This is a genomic window from Herpetosiphonaceae bacterium, assembly GCA_036374795.1.
GTDB lineage: Bacteria > Chloroflexota > Chloroflexia > Chloroflexales > Kallotenuaceae > LB3-1.
The window spans coordinates 20,621-36,795 of the sequence record DASUTC010000334.1; the positions used below are offsets into that span (position 1 = coordinate 20,621).

The following is a 16,175-nucleotide window of genomic DNA, read 5'->3' on the forward strand; positions in this document are numbered from 1 at the left end:
CGCATGTTATCGCGGTGTGAACGCCGTGAACTTGGTGTAGGTAACACCCCGGTGAGTCACAACTGCCTCCACAGGGATCGTAACACCCGGCGCTTCCTCGTGAATATAGAAGATAAAGCTCGCCACACCGTCGAGGCCGGTCGATTGCGGGATCGATGGGCGACGCTCCTGGCCGATGTAGCGATAGGCCATCGACTGTGCGCCGTTCACGACGGTGCCGTTGACAATCAAGCGCACACAGGCGACCGCATCTTCGCCACGCGATGGGGTCGGATTGGTCATCCAGACTTGCAGGCCCTCCACAGGCGACGGCACGTTGATATTGCACGGGATCGACGGCGGCGGCGCGCTCGGAGCCGCCGGCGCTGCAGCCTGCGGCGGTGTTGGCTCTGGCTCATCCGGCGTCTCATCGGGCTGCACGGGCACGATAGGGGCCACGCCCAGGATTTCGGAGCCGAGCAGGCCAAAGCGGACCGTGCCATCCGGGTGCTGCTCGAAGCGCGCCCGCTCAAACCATTGCGTCATCACCGTTCCGGCATCGGTCGCAACCGGGATCTGGCTCGTCAGGGGCAAGCCCCACAGCGCGAGCCGCTCGGCGTCGCTGAGACGTGGATCGTCGTCGATCTGCACGCCCTCGGAGCGCCACGCGGTCAGGAAGGTGCCGCAGACATTATGTTGCGTTTCAGGCCAGAACTGGCACGACTCGATCGGCGTTTCGGTTGCAAAATCGCTGAGGGACTGGCCTAGCGCCTGCAAGCGCTCGACGCCCAGGCGTCCCAGCAGGACATCGTAGGGCGGCTCATTCTCAGGATGCTGCTCGAAGCGCGCGCGCTCGAAGTACTGCGTGAGGAACGTACCATCGTCGGTGCTCTGTGCCCGGACCGAGGTCAGCGGATAGCCAAAGACTTCAAGACCACCGTTCTCCTCCCAGAATTCGAGAAAACGGCCTCCAATACACGCCGTGACACCCGGCGCCTCGTCGTCAAAGCAGCGTTCTTCTTGTGCCTGGACATGAATGGCGGGCCGGACCAGGAGTGCCGCGCAGGCCAGCACCGGCAGCAGCACCAGACGAACTGACCGTTGAAACGTCGGCGTCCAGCGCCGTGTCGTAGCTCCGTTTGGAGTATCGTTAGCCACAATCCACCTTCTCGCGATGATGATCAGCACGTGTACCGGAGTATAGCAGAACCAGCAGATTTCCAACAAATCGATTGCAACAATCCGCGCGATCCAACAGACCTATGACGGCCTATGCCAGCGCCGCCGCCAAGATGCTCCTGTTTCTCCGCCGCCGCGCAAAACTCGCCTCAAACCGTATTTGACAAATGCCGAAGCGCCCTGTATAATCCCGCACGCAACGAGACAAATACAGCGATCCCCGATAGCTCAATGGTAGAGCGGCTGACTGTTAATCAGTAGGTTCCAGGTTCGAGCCCTGGTCGGGGAGCCACACTGCAAGCCCTCACGAACGGTAAACCGGCGTGAGGGCTTTGTCAATCTATGCGTACGATGCTACCGTCAGCTCTTCGGCACCGTCCAGCCCTGGAGGCAACCCTATGACCAACGACGACGCAGCGCAGACTCCGGATCGATCATCTCCTGCTAAGGCACACATTGCCATCGCCGAAGCCTTACAACACCTGCCAGGGCCGGACGACGAGCGCTCGGCGCTCCTGTTCGAGCATGGCACGCTCCAGGTCAAAGTGTACGCCCCGCGCGGCACTGATCCGCAGACGCCGCATACCCGCGACGAGATCTATGTCGTGATGCAGGGCAGCGGCGTCTTCTACAACGGCCAGACCCGTCGCCCGTTCGCGCCCGGCGACTTTCTGTTTGCGCCTGCGGGGACGCTTCACCGCTTTGAAGATTTCAGCGATGATTTCGCGGTGTGGGTGATGTATTTCGGGCCGGAGGGCGGCGAGACATAGCAGCTCATCGCGGCATCCGGCCGTAGTTGCGCTCGACCGCGCTTCTGGTATAATATGCCCGTCACGACTCTGGAGGGATCGCATAGTCTGGCCTAGTGCGCGGCACTGGAAATGCCGTACGGCGGTAACGTCGTCGTGGGTTCGAATCCCACTCCCTCCGCCACCAGCCGTTGTTGCAGATGCAGCAGCGGCTTTTGCATGCCCGGCATCCGCATCCTGCTGCGGGATACGACACTCATGGCACGGCCTATGCTGCATAGGTTAGTACGGTTTGTGTGAGTATTCAACAACAAGGAGGTTGCTATGACTCAACACAACTATCGCTGGGAAGATTACAGCGATCAGTACCGCACGGATTGGGAGCGCTCCAATCCAAATCGGCCATGGAACGACATAGAGCACGGCTACCGCTACGGCTGGCAATCGGCAATGGATGACCGCTATCGTGGCCGCTCCTACACCGACATCGAGTCCGATTTGCAGCGCGGCTGGAACGATTACGATCGGACCTATCGCACGTCGACCGGCACACAGATGGAGCGCACCTGGGACGACTTCAAAGATACTGTGCGCCAGGGCTGGGAGCGCGCGAAACAGCAGTTCCGCGATACCTTCTAGCCTGTCTTGCGCATGCTCCGGCGGCCCTTCCACGATGGAAGGGCCGCCGCTTCTATGGGCCTGCACCAGGCGCTACCACTGCCGCGCCAGCACATACACGCCGTAGTCGCAGATGCCGGAGCGCATATGGTAGCTGCGCCGAACGCTGAAGTGCGGCGCGAACAGCGCGCGATAGTCCGCGTCGCTGCGGATATGATCGCCGCGATCAAGCCAGTGCATCAGATGGCCCGGCAGGTTCCAGATGCTTGGCGGCGGCACGTCTTCCATCACCAGCAGCGTCGCGCCCGGCTTGAGCACCCGGTGTAGCTCTCCGATGCTGTCGCGCACCAGTTGATCCGGCAAATGGTGAAACACGCCCAGCACCAGCGCGGCGTCGAAGCTGGCATCCTCCAGACCCAGCGCGCTACCGTCCATCACACTGTACTGGCCCGGACGAGTCGCACCCGCATACGCGATATAGGGCCTCGTCAGGTCCATGCCGACATAGCGATCCGCCGGAAAGTCGGCGGCAAACTGGCCCGTGCCGCAGCCAAAATCTAAGAATCGCCGCTCCCGATCTTGGAAGGGCACCAGCTCTCTGGCGATCACCGCGTGCTCTCCACGAAAGCCAGCCTCGACCACCCAGCGCAGCAGATTCCAAAGTTGAGGCGTGCGCGACACCCGATCAAGCATGTTTTGCATATCAATCCACTAATCTTTCAGTGTTGCTCAGAAAACTCAAGGAACAAAGCGCGTTGGCATCCTCGTGTGTCAAGCGCTTCTGCGCGCCAGCGCCAGCACCGACAGCCCGCACGGAAAGCGACCGCCACGCCGCAGCCAGGCCGCCTCTGTGTACATTGCCGTTCCAAGCGCCGCGTTCAGCAGCGGGCTAGGCAGTTCGAGATCGGAGCCTGAGCGCTCCAGATCCGGCAGCACCCGCTCGACCAGCCGCTGAAGCACCGGGATCGGCAGCAGGAGGCTGTTGATGTACGATATGCGCTCCACCTGCAATCCCGCCTCCGTCAGCAGCGACCGCACCTCGCGCGCCGTGTAGCGGTGCCGCCCATGTACCGAGCGATCGTGCTTGGACGAGAGCCAGCGATAGGCCGGAAGCCGCACCAGGAAGCGACCGCCGTGCCGCAGCACGCGCACCGTTTCGCTGAGCGCCTCCCGCTCGTCGATCACCGCGCGATGGTACAGCACGTCGAACGATGTCACCAGATCAAATGCCTCGTCGGCAAATGGCAGCGCAACCACCGAGCCGCGTGTCAGCCTGCCCGGCAGCCGACGCTGCCCGAACTGGATCGCCAGCGGTGCCAGATCCAGCCCCGCGACGCTGCCGTAGCGCTGGAGGAACTCGCCGTTACCGCCCGTGCCGCAGCCCGTATCGAGGATTCGTAAATCGCGCCGCTGCTGGTAAGCCAGATCCAGCCAGGAGGCCGTGATCGCGCGCATGCCCCGATACCACCAGTGCGCGTCTTCCACAGCGGCCATGATCTCGTATTCGATCTGTTCCATACAATCTCAGAACACAGAGCCAAGAACCAAGGGAAAACCAGGAACCGGGTGCCAGGCGGGTGCCCTGCGGGTGCCCTCTGGGCATGGGCACCCGGCATGGGCACCCGGCGCACCAAGAGCCGAAGATCGAAACTCTGAACTTGGAACTTGCAACTCCGTTATTGCCCCATCACATCGCGAATCGCCGCCGCCACCGCCTCGACTTCCGCGCGCGTCAGCTCAGGGAAGCACGGCAGCGACAGCACCGTCTCGGCCAGCCGCTCCGTCACCGGCAGCTCGCCCGGCTCGTAGCCCAGATCCTCGAAGGCGGGCTGGAGATGCGTCGGTAGCGGATAGTGAATATCGGTGCCGATGCCGCGCTCCGTCAGTGCTTGGCGCAGCGCATCGCGCCGACCGCTATGCACCTGCACCACAAGCAGGTGATAAACATGTCCGGCGACATCTTCCGGCAGCGTCAGGCCGGACACGTCGCCCAGCAGCTCGCGGTACCAGGCCGCCCGCTCGCGGCGCAGATCATTCCAGCGCGTGAGATGCGGCAGCTTGCAGCGCAGCAGCGCCGCTTGCAGCTCGTCGAGCCGCGAGTTGATCCCGCCCGCCACGGTGCTATGGTACTTACGCTCCCAGCCGTAGACGCGCAGCTTGCGCAGCGTATCGGCCAGCGCGGCATCATCGGTGACGATCGCACCGCCGTCGCCGAGCGCGCCAAGGTTTTTGGTCGGGTAGAACGAGAAGCAGCCCAGCCGCCCGATCGTCCCGGTCATCCGTCCGCCGACGGTCGCGCCGTGCGATTGCGCGCAATCCTCAACTACTGGCAGGCCGTGGCGCTCCGCAACCGCCATGATCTCGGCCATCGGCGCGGGATGGCCGTACAGATGCACCGGCATGATCGCTCTGGTACGCGGCGTGATCGTCGCCTCCAGCGAGCCAGGCGACAGCGCATGCGCCCGATCGTCCACGTCGGCGAAGCGCGGCGTTAGCCCCGCCTGCCGGACGGCAACCGCGCCGGGCACGCCCGCATTAGCGACCGTCACCACCTCGTCGCCGGGCTGCACGCCGAGCGCCCGCAGCGCCAGATGCAGCGCCTCGGTGCCGTTCCCGACCGAGACGCAGTGCGCGACGCCGCAGAACTGCGCAAACTCGGCCTCGAACGCCTGCACCTCAGGCCCCAGAATATACCAGCCGCTCTTGAGCACCCGCGCCGCTGCGGCGTCAAGCTCGTGTTGCAGCGCCTGATACTGACGAACCGAGTCGCCGAAAGGCACGCGGCTTACGGATCGCTCTCGCGATGATTGTAGCGTCATGAATCTATCCACCTTGTACAGAATCAAGGAGCCTTGTCGGAATACAGGGGGGGAAAATCATGGGGGCCACCCCCACACCCCCGGCCTGACGGCGCATCAAAGCGGCGTGTGGCGTTTGATCAGCAGGTAGAAATGCCCGCGCTGCGCCACCTCAAACGCCAGAAAACACAGGACCATCAGCACCGCCGCGCGACCGGCCCAGCCGCGCCGCCACCAGCGGCTCAGCACATAGCCGGACCAGATCGCCACCAGCGGCATCATAAAGAAGACATGTTTGAGCACCATATCGGCGACGAACGCGCTGACCAGGCTGTACAGCACAAAGATGCCCAGCCACGCGCCCCAGATCGGCCACCAGCGCCGCGTGTGTGCCTGCTGCGCCAGCCCAAGCCCGCCCAGCCCGGTCAGCACCAGCAGCAGCGGCGTGAAATGCCCGACCGTAAACTGATTGTTGGCGGCGAAGTTAGCCAGCGGATTTTCGCGCGCCTCGGCGGCGGCGTCGAGCGGATTGTCAGCCCGATCGGCGGTGCCCGAAACGATCGCCGGAAGCGTGTCCATCACGATCGCCTCGGCAAACTGAACATGATAGATCGCGAAGCAGAGGAGCTCGGCTGCCAGCAGGCCGGTGACGATGAAGCGCAGCCGCTTACGGCCAAGGCCGCCGCGCTGAAATAGCCCAAAGATCCCGATCATCATAAAGAGCGTCACCGAGAAGACGCCCAGCACGGTGTAGGAGAGGATCGCCAGCGCCAGCAGCGCAACCCAGATCCCGAAGGTGCGCCACGAGATCGTATGCTGCGCGAAGCGCTGGTAATGCACCGCCAGAAACGCGGTCGCCAGCAGCGCCGCCCACAGGCCGAACTGCGTCGGATAGTTGCCCCACGACAGCAGAAAGTAGGGCATCGGCAGCAGGTTGTAGAGCGCGGCGGCATAGAGCGCCGTGCGCCGTGAGCTGGTGGTCACACGGGCGATCAGATGGATCGGGAAGAGCTTGGAGACATCCATCAGCGCGCTCAGGCCGTTGGTCGCATCCGGCAGCCCCAGGCCCAGGAACGAGAACGGCACCACGACGAGATACCACAGCGGCGAGTACGGAAACTGCCCGCCGCCCAGCCCGACCGTATCGCCCATGTACGAGGTATAGCCGGGCCGGTACAGCTCCATGAAGCGACCTTCCAGGAGCCAGTTCATGCGCAGCACATGCGCCGCCTCGTCAAAGATGATCACGTGGGGATAGAGCATCCCGCCAAGCTTGACCAGCGTCGCGGCGACGAAGATGCGCCACAGCCAGCGCTCCTCGTCGGCGGCCAGGGGCACATCGGCACGATCGTAGATCGCGCGTGCCACGCGGCGCAGCGGCCACAGCGCGACATGCAGGCCCAGCACGATCGCCAGCCAGTAGACCAGGCCGATCGTGATCAGCAGCCGGTTGGTAAACAGGCCGTAGATCGCGCTTGAGACAATCAGCAGCGCCAGCAGCGCGCTCACATCTGGCCGCAGGGCCAGCCGCCGCGCCAGCCCGTACAGGCCCAGCGAGATCGCCAGGATCATCGCTGCCGCGCGCAGAGGCAGGCCCGGCGTGAGCGATCGGACGGCAAAGGTATCAACCGGAATGCCAAGCTGACGGGGATCACGCTCGCTAGGCTGGAACGGATTGGCGACAATCCGCGCGTCGAGATCGCCGCTGGTGGACGGCACCAGCACATGGTACGAGCGCAGGCCGTTCGAGGGCTTGAAGCCCACCGGCGTCTGCGGCGCGCCGAAGAAGACGCGCGCGGGGTCGGCCTCCGCCGGTCGCACGCCGTCGAAGCGTAGCGTCGTCGCGAACACGCCGCTGCCAGCGCCGCCAAGAAAGATCTGCGCGCGCGCGCCGCTGAAAGCGTAGTTGTAGTCCGCGTTCTTCTCCGGCTGGTTGAAGCCGCGCAGATAGGCGCGCGCATAGGTCGTGCCCAGATCGACCCGGAGCGTCTGCGGCAGGCGATAGACCAGCGCCAGCGCGAGCAGCACCCACGCCGCAATCAGCGCGACGCTCAGCAGATCGGGCTGCCAGGTCCAGCCACGTCTCGCGGCGGCGGCTCTGCGGTCGAGCGCATCGCGCGTCAGGCTACCAGTAAAACTGTCGGTGTTCATGATAAAACGCCAGGGTCCGCGCCAGACCTTCGCGCAGGTCGACCTGCGGACGCCAGCCGAGTCGTCCTTGAATCAGGCGGTAATCGCCGTAATAATCGCCGATGTCGATCGTCTTGCGGTCGGCTGGGAACGGAATCAGCTCATAGCTGCCGGAGCCGTTCAGCTCGATCAGCAGTTGGGCCAGATCGCGCAGGTTGATCGTCTCGTCCGCACCCAGGTTGAAGATCTGCCCGTTCACGCCGTCGGTCGCCGCCGCCAGCAGCAGCGCCTCGACCACGTCGTCCACATAGTTGAGATCGCGGATCTGCAAGCCGTCGCCAAAGACCTTGATCGGCTGCCCGTCGATCAACTGCTTGATCCAGATGCCCAAAAAGGTCTGCCGCGCATCCTTGACGCGCATCCGAGGGCCGTAGGTGTTGGTCAGGCGCAGCGCGCAGGCTTTGATGCCGTAGACGTTGTTATAGACGATGTGATACCACTCGCCGGCCATCTTGTTGATGCCGTTGACATCGGTCGGGTGGAGCAGATGCCGCTCATCGACCGGCAGATAGTCGGGCTTGCCGTAGATCTGGCGCGTGCTGGCATAGACGATCCGCACATCGGGATTATGCTTGCGACACGCCTCAAGAATACTAAGCTGCGCGCGGCAGTTGATCTCCAGATCGGTGTACGGATCGTGCATCGAGTCGAGATGGCTGGTCTGCCCCGCCAGATTGAAGAGATAGTCCTGGCCCTGCACGAGATAGTTCATCGAATACTCGTCGCGGACATCGGCGATGTTAATCCGCACCCGATCGCGGTCCAGATGCTCGGCGTTGCGCAGGTTGCCGCCATACTCCGGGATCAGCGAGTCGACCAGCGTCACGTGTGCGCCTAGCTCCACGAGCCGCCCCGCCAGGTTCGAGCCGATAAAGCCCAGTCCGCCGGTGATCATGCAGCGCTTATCGGCAAACGATGTGTGCTCTGTGCTATTCATAGGTGCTCGTACAAGGTTCCACGTTTCAAGTTCCACGTTTCAAGTTTCAAGTTTCAAGTTTCGAGTTCCAAGTTTCGAGTTCTTGGTTCTCCGCTTACAACGTTTCCAGCGACCAGACATACCAGGCCACGCGCAGCAGCCACGCGCCCAGGCTGGTCCACAGCAGGTACCCGAACAGCGCGAAGACCAGCGCACGACCCGCCCGGCCCCGGCGCTGTATCTGGCCGAGCAACGGCCCGGCGGCCAGGCACACGCCCGGCAGCGCGAAGTACATATGTTTATTCCACAGCCCGAAGCGCAGATCGGCGACGGCGGTCAGGATCAGAAAGATACCATATGCCAGGGTAACATGCGTCAGCCAGCGATCGCGCCGGTGCAGCGCCAGGAGCACGCCGAGCGCCGCCAGCGCCGCGACGATCGCGCGGTAGTGGCCCCAGAGCTGCTGCCAGACATTGCCGAGCAGCGGACCCGGCAGCAGGCTCGCATCCCGGCCAACGCTGCCTCCCTGGCTCAGCGTGGCGATGTAGTTTGGGATCGTCCTGCCGATCAGTTCGGGAAGCTGCGCGCCGTAGTAGCCGAGCAGCGCCAGCGCGAAGCCAAGCGCCGCGCCCAGCCCGATCCGGCGGCTCACCTGCCGCACCCGCCCGACGCCCCACAGCCACGCACTCGCCGCCGCCAGGCCAAGCACCGCAGGGACGAACGCGAGATGCGTCACGTACATCAGGATGCTGAGCGTGATCGTCGTTGTCGCCGCGGCCCACAGCCACCAGCGCGGACGATCGGCGAAGCGCGTCAGCAGCCAGAGCGCCACCACCATAATCCACACGCCGATGATCGTCGGATAGCTGCCGTCGTGGAAGTAGAGATAGCCGACCGGCAGCGCCGCGAAGAGCGCCGCCGCCCACCAACTGCTGCGCGCGTCCAGGCCGCCGCGCCGGGCGATCCCCCACAGCAGCAGCACCACGCTGGCATCCAGCGCCGAGGTAACACCTTCGACCGCCGCCAGCAGTTGCGGTGTTGACAGCCAGCGAGCCAGCGGCACGAACAGATCGTAGCTCAGCAGCGAGTAGGGCACGACAACGTCGCTGCCCCACTCGTACTGCTGGCTCAACTGCGCCTGCACCCGCGCGCGACCACCACCGGCCATCGCCTTGATCTGATTCACCCGCAGCGTATGATCGATCTGGACGAACTGCGGATGCTGCATGCCCACAAAGCGCACGACAAACAAGCCCAGCGCCACGACGGCGACCGCTCGCGCCCAGGGCCGTGCCCGTGGATCTTGCCGACGCAGCCATAGCCACAGCGGAGGCAGTGCGATCAGACTCAGCGGCAGCGTCCGGTTGAGCAGCGGCAGCGCGATCAGCAGATCGATCCGCAGCCAGGCTAGCAGCAGCAGGGCCAGCAGCAGCAGCGCCCCAACGCCGAGGCCAGTCCAGCGCGTCGGCGTGCCGAGCAAGCGCAGCGGAACCACCAGCAGCAGCAGACACAGCGCCACACTCCACTGCACATTGGTTGGTGGCTGCGCGGCGCTGAGCTGCTCCAGCCACAGCCCGCGCACAGCAATGCCCAGCCTGCGACTCCCGGCATCCAGCGGCGGCTCGGCCCGTATGGTCAGATCGAGATCGCCGCTCGTGCCGTCGATCAGCGCCGCAGGCAGCGCGATCGACACCTGCTGCCAGCCGGGCCGCAGCGCGTAGGCTCCAAGCTGGTGCTTGCCGACGCCAACCGTGAGCGTGCGCGGCGGATCGACGCTCGGATTATGAAAGAGCAGCGTCACCTGATAGCCTGCCCGCCCAACGCCCGGAAAGCGGATCAGCGTTGAGGGCGCGCTCCAGCGATGCCAGCCGTTCCCGCTCGACTCGGCCTCGCCCAGTCCGCTCCGATGCAGCCCGTCGTGGTGCTCGATCGGCAGCGCGTACGCCAAACGCTGGCGATAGCTCCATGTGCTGCCGACGATCAGCAGCAGCGTCAGGCTCAGCGCCAGCAGCAGATCGGCGGCCAGGCTGCGCGCCAGGGTAGGCCGGTGGATCTGTGGGCGGACGAGACGCATAGCTGAGCGGCTGATTGATCGACCTTCGCTCATGAACCTGGCACGTCGCTAGCCATTGCTCGTCGTCGCCTCAAGCGCGGCGAGACGCTCGCGGATGCGCTGAAGATGCTCGCGGCGAATCACCAGCTTCCACCAGAGCTTGATCAACTGCGGAGGAATCCGGCGCAGCCGCCGAAAGTTGAAAAATTGCGACGTGCCGTAGGTTCGATGGTAATGATGCACGGGCACCTCCGCGAAGCGGAATCCGGCGTCTTGCAGCTTTTTAACCAGCTCCAGACAGATCGTGCCGTCGGGCGACTCCAGATCGATCACGTCGAACACCTGACGCCGGATCAGCCGGAAATCACAGTCGACATCGCGCAGCCTAAAGCCAAACATCAGCTTGACGCCGTGATGATAGAGCCGCCCGATGATCTTGCGGTGCAGCGGGTCTGAGCGGCTGATCTTGTAGCCATTGACCACATCGACGCCTGGCTGCATCTGCGGCACCAGCAGCTTCAGCTCGCGCGGATCGTACTGTGCGTCGCCGTCGGTATAGAAGATCAGATCCTTGGTAGCGCTGGCAAAGCCCACGCGCAGCGCGCCGCCGTAGCCCAGGCTGTAGCGATGCGTCAGCACCCGCAGCCGATCGTACTGCTGCGCCAGATCCTCAAGCACCTCGACGGTGTAATCGGTGCTGCCGTTCTCCACCACAATCACTTCGTAATCGTCGGTCAGCTCTGCCAGGGTATGCAGCGTCGTCACGACCAGGCTGCCGATCGTGCCGCCGTCGTTGTAGGCCGGGAAAAACGCCGTGATGCTTGGGCGTTTGGCATCAGAAAGATTCGCTGTCGTCATAACGCGGCGGATTATATCATGCAATCCGCCGTCAGGCTGCGGCGCTCGACAAGCGCTGTCGGTTGAACGATCACGTTTCAAGTTTGGCAGCCGCGCCGGGTCGAACCTGAGCAGGCAGGTGGGACACGCTTGGCGTGTCCCTAGCCACGAATCATCGCTCCTAAAGTGCCGCACGAAGCGTTGACACCAGCACCTCGGTCGCGACGTGCTTTAGGAGATAGGCTTCAGCGCCTGCACGCAGCCCTTCAAGCACATAACCATCGCGGTCACAACTCGTGAAAAGCACAATCGGGAGATCCGGATAGACCGCGCGCATCTGCCTGGTGGTCGCAACGCCATCCAGAATCGGCATGTACACGTCCATCAGCACGACATCGGGCTGGACCTGCATCACCAGGTCCATCGCCTCGGCCCCATTGCTGGCCTCGCCAACCACAGCCATGTCGGCGTGGAGCGAGAGCAGACGACGAGTCATCTGCCGAATCACCGGGTAATCATCGACAAGCAGGATACGGATTGTCGCGTCCTGTAGATCAGCTTGAGCCTCGGCGAGATGACCTCCGGTTGGGAACGGTAGCCGATCGCCCGCACTAAAATGTTGAGGCCCACATGATTATCATCCGGGTCCAGCACGTACCACTCGCTGTTGTGCCAGGTATCGAATTCAATACCAACACTGGGATTGAGTCCCTCATAGGCCATGCCTCCAAACGAAACCGCCGTGTTTGAGATCGGCTGGAGGGTGAAGACCAGCCCATCGGCGCCGCTCTGACCATAGGGAGTACCTGGGTCGGAGATTTGCATCTCGAAGTACGCATTGAATGAGCGATCCTCGGCCAGCGTGACCCGATCTCGCAAGAAGGCGCTACCCGCTCGCGAAGGTACCGGGCGGTTTTCAGTCAGCGGCGTCAGGCGGAGCGCATCCCCGCTGTGGAGCGCATGGTGATTAAGCTGCCATTTGCCGATGTTGTCGGCGGTGAACTTGGGCATCGCGGCGGTGATGGTATACGTTGCCGCGTGAACTGGCGCGCTGTTGAGCGGGAGCAGCGTTGTCAGCACTGCCCATAGGAGCGTGAGCGAAACCCATCGCGGGACGATGTGCGTGCGGCGATGGCGGCTGAAGCGTGTTGTATCCATGAGAATCTCTCCGATTTGCAATACGTATCAGGTGAGTGTGATACAGGTGCGTGACGATGAACGTGCGGTAATGGTTGTGTTGTTACGGACAGATATGGGGGTGTCCGTAGGAGATCATCATAGCTGGCGCTCGACGATACGATATGCTCTTGGTGAGCAGCAGGGATGGTGTCCCTGCTGCCAGGCACCATACGTTGCTTCCTGCTGATAGGAGAGTTGCTTCAACGGGTTGGAGTCGTCCAACGTGACGAACCTGATCAAGCGATCCGTTGACTCGCTTACTGGACTCGTTGATGACAGGTGTACACTTCTAGATCATGTCAGCCTCTTTATCCTCATCAGGTGCAGACCAACTTGGTGCAGCACTATGCCTGACTGTATTTGACCACGTCCATGAGGTGGTGGTGTATCGGTTTTCGGTAGAAAAATCGATAACTCGAAGCAATCCTGGCCGTATCATCATTTGGGTGTCGTCCTTTCCGAGCCGGCAAAGTCTGAGAGAGGCCATTCCTCGGAAAGATATGGTTCAACGAACAAAACGTGTGTCAGTTAAACCCTAACGTCGCCGGGACCCCAGGCTTACCGGCAGATCCCAGGGACGTGATACAATCGCCATAGTCGCCGTCGCTCATGCTCGACGTCGATCGTGGTATTGCTCGTAGAGCAGCAGGTACACGCACCAAAAAAGCGCCCGCTATTCATCGTCCAGCCCGATCGATAGCACCCGCCTCGACGATCGGTAGAGAGCATTCAACGCTTGTCCAGCATAGGCTCACAGACTTAGCGAAAGGAACAGCCGCTCATGGAATCGCGTACGTCGGACAATCAGGCAGGCTTCGTCGTGCCAACCGGTATTCTTACATTCGTGCTGCTGGCCGCTCTGGCATTCCTGGGCATGTACCAGATGGAGCCGCCCAGAGCAGCCAGCCTGGATGCCGCGCCGACCGAGTTTTCAGCCGCGCGAGCGCTCCAACATCTTGAGATCATTGCCCAACATCCCCGTCCGGTCGGCTCAGCAGAAAACACCAAAGCCCGTGAGTATATCGCCGCGGAGTTGACGAAGCAGGGCCTCCAGCCGGAGTTTCAGACCGCCACCGTCACGCGCACGCTGCGCAACGGTCAGGAATCTTCCGCTACGATCGAGAACGTGATGGCGCGGCTCGAAGGCACGGGCGGCGGCAACAATGCCGTAATGATCGCGGGCCACTACGACAGCGTCCAGCGCGGGCCGGGCGCGAGCGATGATATGTCCGCCATCGCCGCGATGCTCGAAACGCTCCGCGCGCTGCGCGTCGGCCAGGCCCCGGCTAACGATGTCATCTTCCTGTTCACCGATGGCGAAGAGCGCGGGCTGCTGGGCGCGAAAGCGTTCGTGGAGGAGCATCCCTGGGCAGATGATGTGAACGTCGTGATGAACTTCGAGGCGCGCGGCACGACCGGCCCGTCCTATATGTTCGAGACGAGCGACAACAACGGCTGGCTGATCAGCCAGTTTGCCAAGTCGCCGTATCCCGTGGGCTACTCGTTCACCTACGACATCTATCAACTGCTGCCGAACGATACGGATCTCACCATGTTCCGCCAGGCGAACATGCCGGGCTTTGGCTTTGCCTTTATCGACGGCTTCGTCCACTACCACATGCCGACCGACAGCGTCGCCAACCTGAACCCGCGCACCTTGCAGCACCACGGATCGTATATGCTGGGCCTCGCCCGGCAGCTTGCGAATACCAGCCTCGACAACACCAGCGCGCCCAACCGCACCTACTTTAACATCCTGGGCTTTGTCGTCCACTACTCGCAGGCGCTCAATCTACCGCTGATGATCCTGACGGCGATCCTCTTTGTCGGCGTGATCGTGCTCGGCTTCCGGCGTGGGCGGCTGACCATCAGAGGCGTGATCGGCGGCTTCTTTATCTTTTTACTGGTCCTGATCGCCAGCCTGCTGGGCGTGTACGCGCTCTCGTTCCTGCTGCTGCTGATGAACGCACAGCCGATCAACATGCTCAACGGCGCGACCTACAACTGGCAATACTTCACCATCAGCTATATCGCCCTGGCGCTCGCGATCACCTCGGCGCTCTACGTCTGGCTCCGCAGGCGCGTCCTGCTGAACAATCTGATCGTCGGCGCGTGGCTGTGGTGGCTGATCGTCCTGGTAGCCACCACGTTTGCGCTGCCAGGCACCAGCTATCTGTTCACCTGGCCGCTGATCTTTGGTCTGATCGCGCTGGCGGTTAAGTTCACGGCGCGCGATGAGGATGCGCCCAGAGTTACGCTGCTGCTGGTGCTGCTCCCGGCGATCAGCGGTCTGCTGCTGCTGACGCCGCTGATCCGTGGCCTCTTCGTGGCGCTGTTCCTGCCGCTGTACGTGCCGGTGCTGTTCTTTGTGGTGCTGCTCTTCGGGCTGCTGCTGCCGCACCTGATGCTGATGACCAGCCGCAGCCGGTGGGTGCTGCCGATCGTATCGGCGCTGGTGGGCCTGAATCTGCTGATCTTCGCAGGCCTGACCGCTGGCGCGGGTGTGTAAGGGGACGAAAGAGCAAGTGGGTCTGGCACCCGGCCTTGGTTGAGGGCCGCAACTCGAAACTCGAAACCAGGAGCAAGGAGCATGCAGCAGCTATCGCGCATCGCGGTTGTCACCGCAGCCGCAGGCGGCATCGGACGAGCGACCGTCCGGCGCTTGCTGGCGGATCGATTCGCCGTCGTCGCCGTGGACGTGGATGCCGCCGCGCTGGACGAGCTGAAGGCCGCCGCGTCCACGGACGCGCTCCAGACCATCGTCGGCGACATGACCAGCGAGCACGATGTCGCGCGCGTCTTTGGGCAGGTGGCGCAGGCCGGGCCATTGGCGGCGCTGATCAACGGCGTTGGATCGACCTGTAGCAGCGAGCTGCGCGCGCTTTCGCTTGACGACTGGCAGCGGCTCTTCGCGCTCAACCTGACCAGCGTCTTTTTGTGTACGCGGGCGGCGCTGCCGCTGCTCGAAGCGGCCAGCGGCGATCGGGTCATCGTCAACCTCTCGTCGACCCTGGCGCAGGTCGCCGATCCGCAAACCCTCGCCTATGGCGCCTTCAAGGCCGCGCTGGAACACCTGACGCGCGCGCTGGCGTTGGAGGTCGCGCCGAGCGGCATTCGCGCGATTAACGTCGCGCCGGGTCCCGTGGCGGCCACAGGCGGCGAGGCCGCCTTTGAAACCGACGACTTCGCGCGGCTCAACCCGCTTGGCCGCTTCGCCACCGTCGACGAGATCGCGGCAGTGATCGCGTTTCTAGCCTCGCCGGACGCGGCCTACATCACCGGCACCACCATTCGCGTCGACGGCGGCGACTCGGCGCTGGGCGCTGGCTGGGGTCCGCTCCAGGCAGTGCGGAGCGCGCGGCGACAGCGCGATTGAAGGCAGACGAGCCGAGCGCTGCAACATCGCCTCCCGCCAGCGCGTCACATCAACGCTTGATTTGCTGAAAGGAGCGGCGCATGGAAACGCGAAGATTACAGCGATCCACCACCAACCGTATCATCGCGGGCGTGTGTGGAGGACTTGGCGAGTATTTCGGCATCGATCCGGTGATCATCCGGTTTCTCTTTATCCTGATGCTGCTGCCCGGCGGCGTGCCCGGACTCCTGCCGTACGTCATCTTGTGGCTGGTGATGCCTGAGGAGCGCTACAGCGGACAGCATCATTGAGCCGACCAGTC

At 63.2% G+C, this 16,175-nt stretch carries 15 protein-coding genes and 2 tRNA genes; 7 read left to right on the forward strand and 10 right to left on the reverse strand.

The features are described from left to right. Positions 1–6 precede the first annotated feature (6 nt). On the reverse strand, positions 7–1,137 hold the full coding sequence (locus VFZ66_25700) for a hypothetical protein (GenBank protein HEX6292606.1): 1,131 nt from the start codon (positions 1,135–1,137) through the stop codon (positions 7–9). A gap of 238 nt (positions 1,138–1,375) precedes the next feature. On the opposite strand from VFZ66_25700, the gene VFZ66_25705 reads away from it, so the two are divergent. The 4 genes from VFZ66_25705 (at position 1,376) to VFZ66_25720 (ending at position 2,546) form a co-directional block, all read left to right on the forward strand. After that, positions 1,376–1,450 (forward strand) — tRNA-Asn (locus tag VFZ66_25705). Positions 1,451–1,556: 106 nt separating this feature from the next. Continuing rightward, on the forward strand, positions 1,557–1,928 hold the full coding sequence (locus VFZ66_25710) for a cupin domain-containing protein (protein HEX6292607.1): 372 nt from the start codon (positions 1,557–1,559) through the stop codon (positions 1,926–1,928). A gap of 71 nt (positions 1,929–1,999) precedes the next feature. Next, positions 2,000–2,091, forward strand: a tRNA-Ser gene (locus tag VFZ66_25715). 140 nt (positions 2,092–2,231) lie between these two features. Then, positions 2,232–2,546: a hypothetical protein gene (locus VFZ66_25720; GenBank protein HEX6292608.1), complete on the forward strand. Its 315-nt coding sequence runs from the start codon at positions 2,232–2,234 to the stop codon at positions 2,544–2,546. A 72-nt stretch (positions 2,547–2,618) separates the two neighbouring features. On the opposite strand, the gene VFZ66_25725 is transcribed toward VFZ66_25720, so the two are convergent. From VFZ66_25725 to VFZ66_25765, 9 genes are all read right to left on the reverse strand, one after another. Then, complete coding sequence (locus tag VFZ66_25725; GenBank protein ID HEX6292609.1) at positions 2,619–3,227, reverse strand: class I SAM-dependent methyltransferase; 609 nt, start codon at positions 3,225–3,227, stop codon at positions 2,619–2,621. Between the two features lie 69 nt (positions 3,228–3,296). Continuing rightward, complete coding sequence (locus VFZ66_25730; GenBank protein ID HEX6292610.1) at positions 3,297–4,043, reverse strand: class I SAM-dependent methyltransferase; 747 nt, start codon at positions 4,041–4,043, stop codon at positions 3,297–3,299. A gap of 158 nt (positions 4,044–4,201) precedes the next feature. Continuing rightward, positions 4,202–5,344: a DegT/DnrJ/EryC1/StrS family aminotransferase gene (locus tag VFZ66_25735; protein HEX6292611.1), complete on the reverse strand. Its 1,143-nt coding sequence runs from the start codon at positions 5,342–5,344 to the stop codon at positions 4,202–4,204. A 96-nt stretch (positions 5,345–5,440) separates the two neighbouring features. Then, positions 5,441–7,474 carry a hypothetical protein gene (locus VFZ66_25740; protein HEX6292612.1) on the reverse strand — a complete coding sequence of 678 codons (2,034 nt, stop codon included), beginning with the start codon at positions 7,472–7,474 and terminating at the stop codon, positions 5,441–5,443. Further along, positions 7,449–8,450: an NAD-dependent epimerase/dehydratase family protein gene (locus VFZ66_25745; GenBank protein HEX6292613.1), complete on the reverse strand. Its 1,002-nt coding sequence runs from the start codon at positions 8,448–8,450 to the stop codon at positions 7,449–7,451. The genes VFZ66_25740 and VFZ66_25745 overlap by 26 nt, the downstream gene beginning before the upstream one ends. A gap of 94 nt (positions 8,451–8,544) precedes the next feature. Next, positions 8,545–10,503 (reverse strand): hypothetical protein, encoded by a 1,959-nt coding sequence (locus tag VFZ66_25750; protein ID HEX6292614.1) that lies wholly within the window; start codon positions 10,501–10,503, stop codon positions 8,545–8,547. Positions 10,504–10,551: 48 nt separating this feature from the next. Beyond that, on the reverse strand, positions 10,552–11,340 hold the full coding sequence (locus VFZ66_25755) for a glycosyltransferase family 2 protein (GenBank protein HEX6292615.1): 789 nt from the start codon (positions 11,338–11,340) through the stop codon (positions 10,552–10,554). A gap of 160 nt (positions 11,341–11,500) precedes the next feature. Further along, positions 11,501–11,815: a response regulator transcription factor gene (locus VFZ66_25760; GenBank protein ID HEX6292616.1), complete on the reverse strand. Its 315-nt coding sequence runs from the start codon at positions 11,813–11,815 to the stop codon at positions 11,501–11,503. Positions 11,816–11,823: 8 nt separating this feature from the next. Beyond that, positions 11,824–12,477, reverse strand: coding sequence for an L-type lectin-domain containing protein (locus tag VFZ66_25765; GenBank protein ID HEX6292617.1), 654 nt, complete (start codon positions 12,475–12,477; stop codon positions 11,824–11,826). 802 nt (positions 12,478–13,279) lie between these two features. Here VFZ66_25765 and VFZ66_25770 point away from each other — a divergent pair. From VFZ66_25770 to VFZ66_25780, 3 genes are all read left to right on the forward strand, one after another. After that, on the forward strand, positions 13,280–15,007 hold the full coding sequence (locus VFZ66_25770; GenBank protein HEX6292618.1) for a M20/M25/M40 family metallo-hydrolase: 1,728 nt from the start codon (positions 13,280–13,282) through the stop codon (positions 15,005–15,007). Positions 15,008–15,088: 81 nt separating this feature from the next. Beyond that, positions 15,089–15,874: an SDR family oxidoreductase gene (locus VFZ66_25775; protein HEX6292619.1), complete on the forward strand. Its 786-nt coding sequence runs from the start codon at positions 15,089–15,091 to the stop codon at positions 15,872–15,874. Positions 15,875–15,954: 80 nt separating this feature from the next. Then, positions 15,955–16,164, forward strand: coding sequence for a PspC domain-containing protein (locus tag VFZ66_25780; protein HEX6292620.1), 210 nt, complete (start codon positions 15,955–15,957; stop codon positions 16,162–16,164). Positions 16,165–16,175 lie beyond the last annotated feature (11 nt).

What these genes read in the sequence shown, in the direction of transcription:
- VFZ66_25710 (HEX6292607.1), top strand. Translation starts at nt 1,557, where the DNA reads ATGACCAACGACGACGCAGCGCAGACTCCGGATCGATCATCTCCTGCT.
- VFZ66_25720 (HEX6292608.1), top strand. Translation starts at nt 2,232, where the DNA reads ATGACTCAACACAACTATCGCTGGGAAGATTACAGCGATCAGTACCGC.
- VFZ66_25725 (HEX6292609.1), bottom strand. Translation starts at nt 3,227, where the DNA reads ATGCAAAACATGCTTGATCGGGTGTCGCGCACGCCTCAACTTTGGAAT.
- VFZ66_25730 (HEX6292610.1), bottom strand. Translation starts at nt 4,043, where the DNA reads ATGGAACAGATCGAATACGAGATCATGGCCGCTGTGGAAGACGCGCAC.
- VFZ66_25735 (HEX6292611.1), bottom strand. Translation starts at nt 5,344, where the DNA reads ATGACGCTACAATCATCGCGAGAGCGATCCGTAAGCCGCGTGCCTTTC.
- VFZ66_25740 (HEX6292612.1), bottom strand. Translation starts at nt 7,474, where the DNA reads ATGAACACCGACAGTTTTACTGGTAGCCTGACGCGCGATGCGCTCGAC.
- VFZ66_25745 (HEX6292613.1), bottom strand. Translation starts at nt 8,450, where the DNA reads ATGAATAGCACAGAGCACACATCGTTTGCCGATAAGCGCTGCATGATC.
- VFZ66_25750 (HEX6292614.1), bottom strand. Translation starts at nt 10,503, where the DNA reads ATGCGTCTCGTCCGCCCACAGATCCACCGGCCTACCCTGGCGCGCAGC.
- VFZ66_25755 (HEX6292615.1), bottom strand. Translation starts at nt 11,340, where the DNA reads ATGACGACAGCGAATCTTTCTGATGCCAAACGCCCAAGCATCACGGCG.
- VFZ66_25760 (HEX6292616.1), bottom strand. Translation starts at nt 11,815, where the DNA reads ATGACTCGTCGTCTGCTCTCGCTCCACGCCGACATGGCTGTGGTTGGC.
- VFZ66_25765 (HEX6292617.1), bottom strand. Translation starts at nt 12,477, where the DNA reads ATGGATACAACACGCTTCAGCCGCCATCGCCGCACGCACATCGTCCCG.
- VFZ66_25770 (HEX6292618.1), top strand. Translation starts at nt 13,280, where the DNA reads ATGGAATCGCGTACGTCGGACAATCAGGCAGGCTTCGTCGTGCCAACC.
- VFZ66_25775 (HEX6292619.1), top strand. Translation starts at nt 15,089, where the DNA reads ATGCAGCAGCTATCGCGCATCGCGGTTGTCACCGCAGCCGCAGGCGGC.
- VFZ66_25780 (HEX6292620.1), top strand. Translation starts at nt 15,955, where the DNA reads ATGGAAACGCGAAGATTACAGCGATCCACCACCAACCGTATCATCGCG.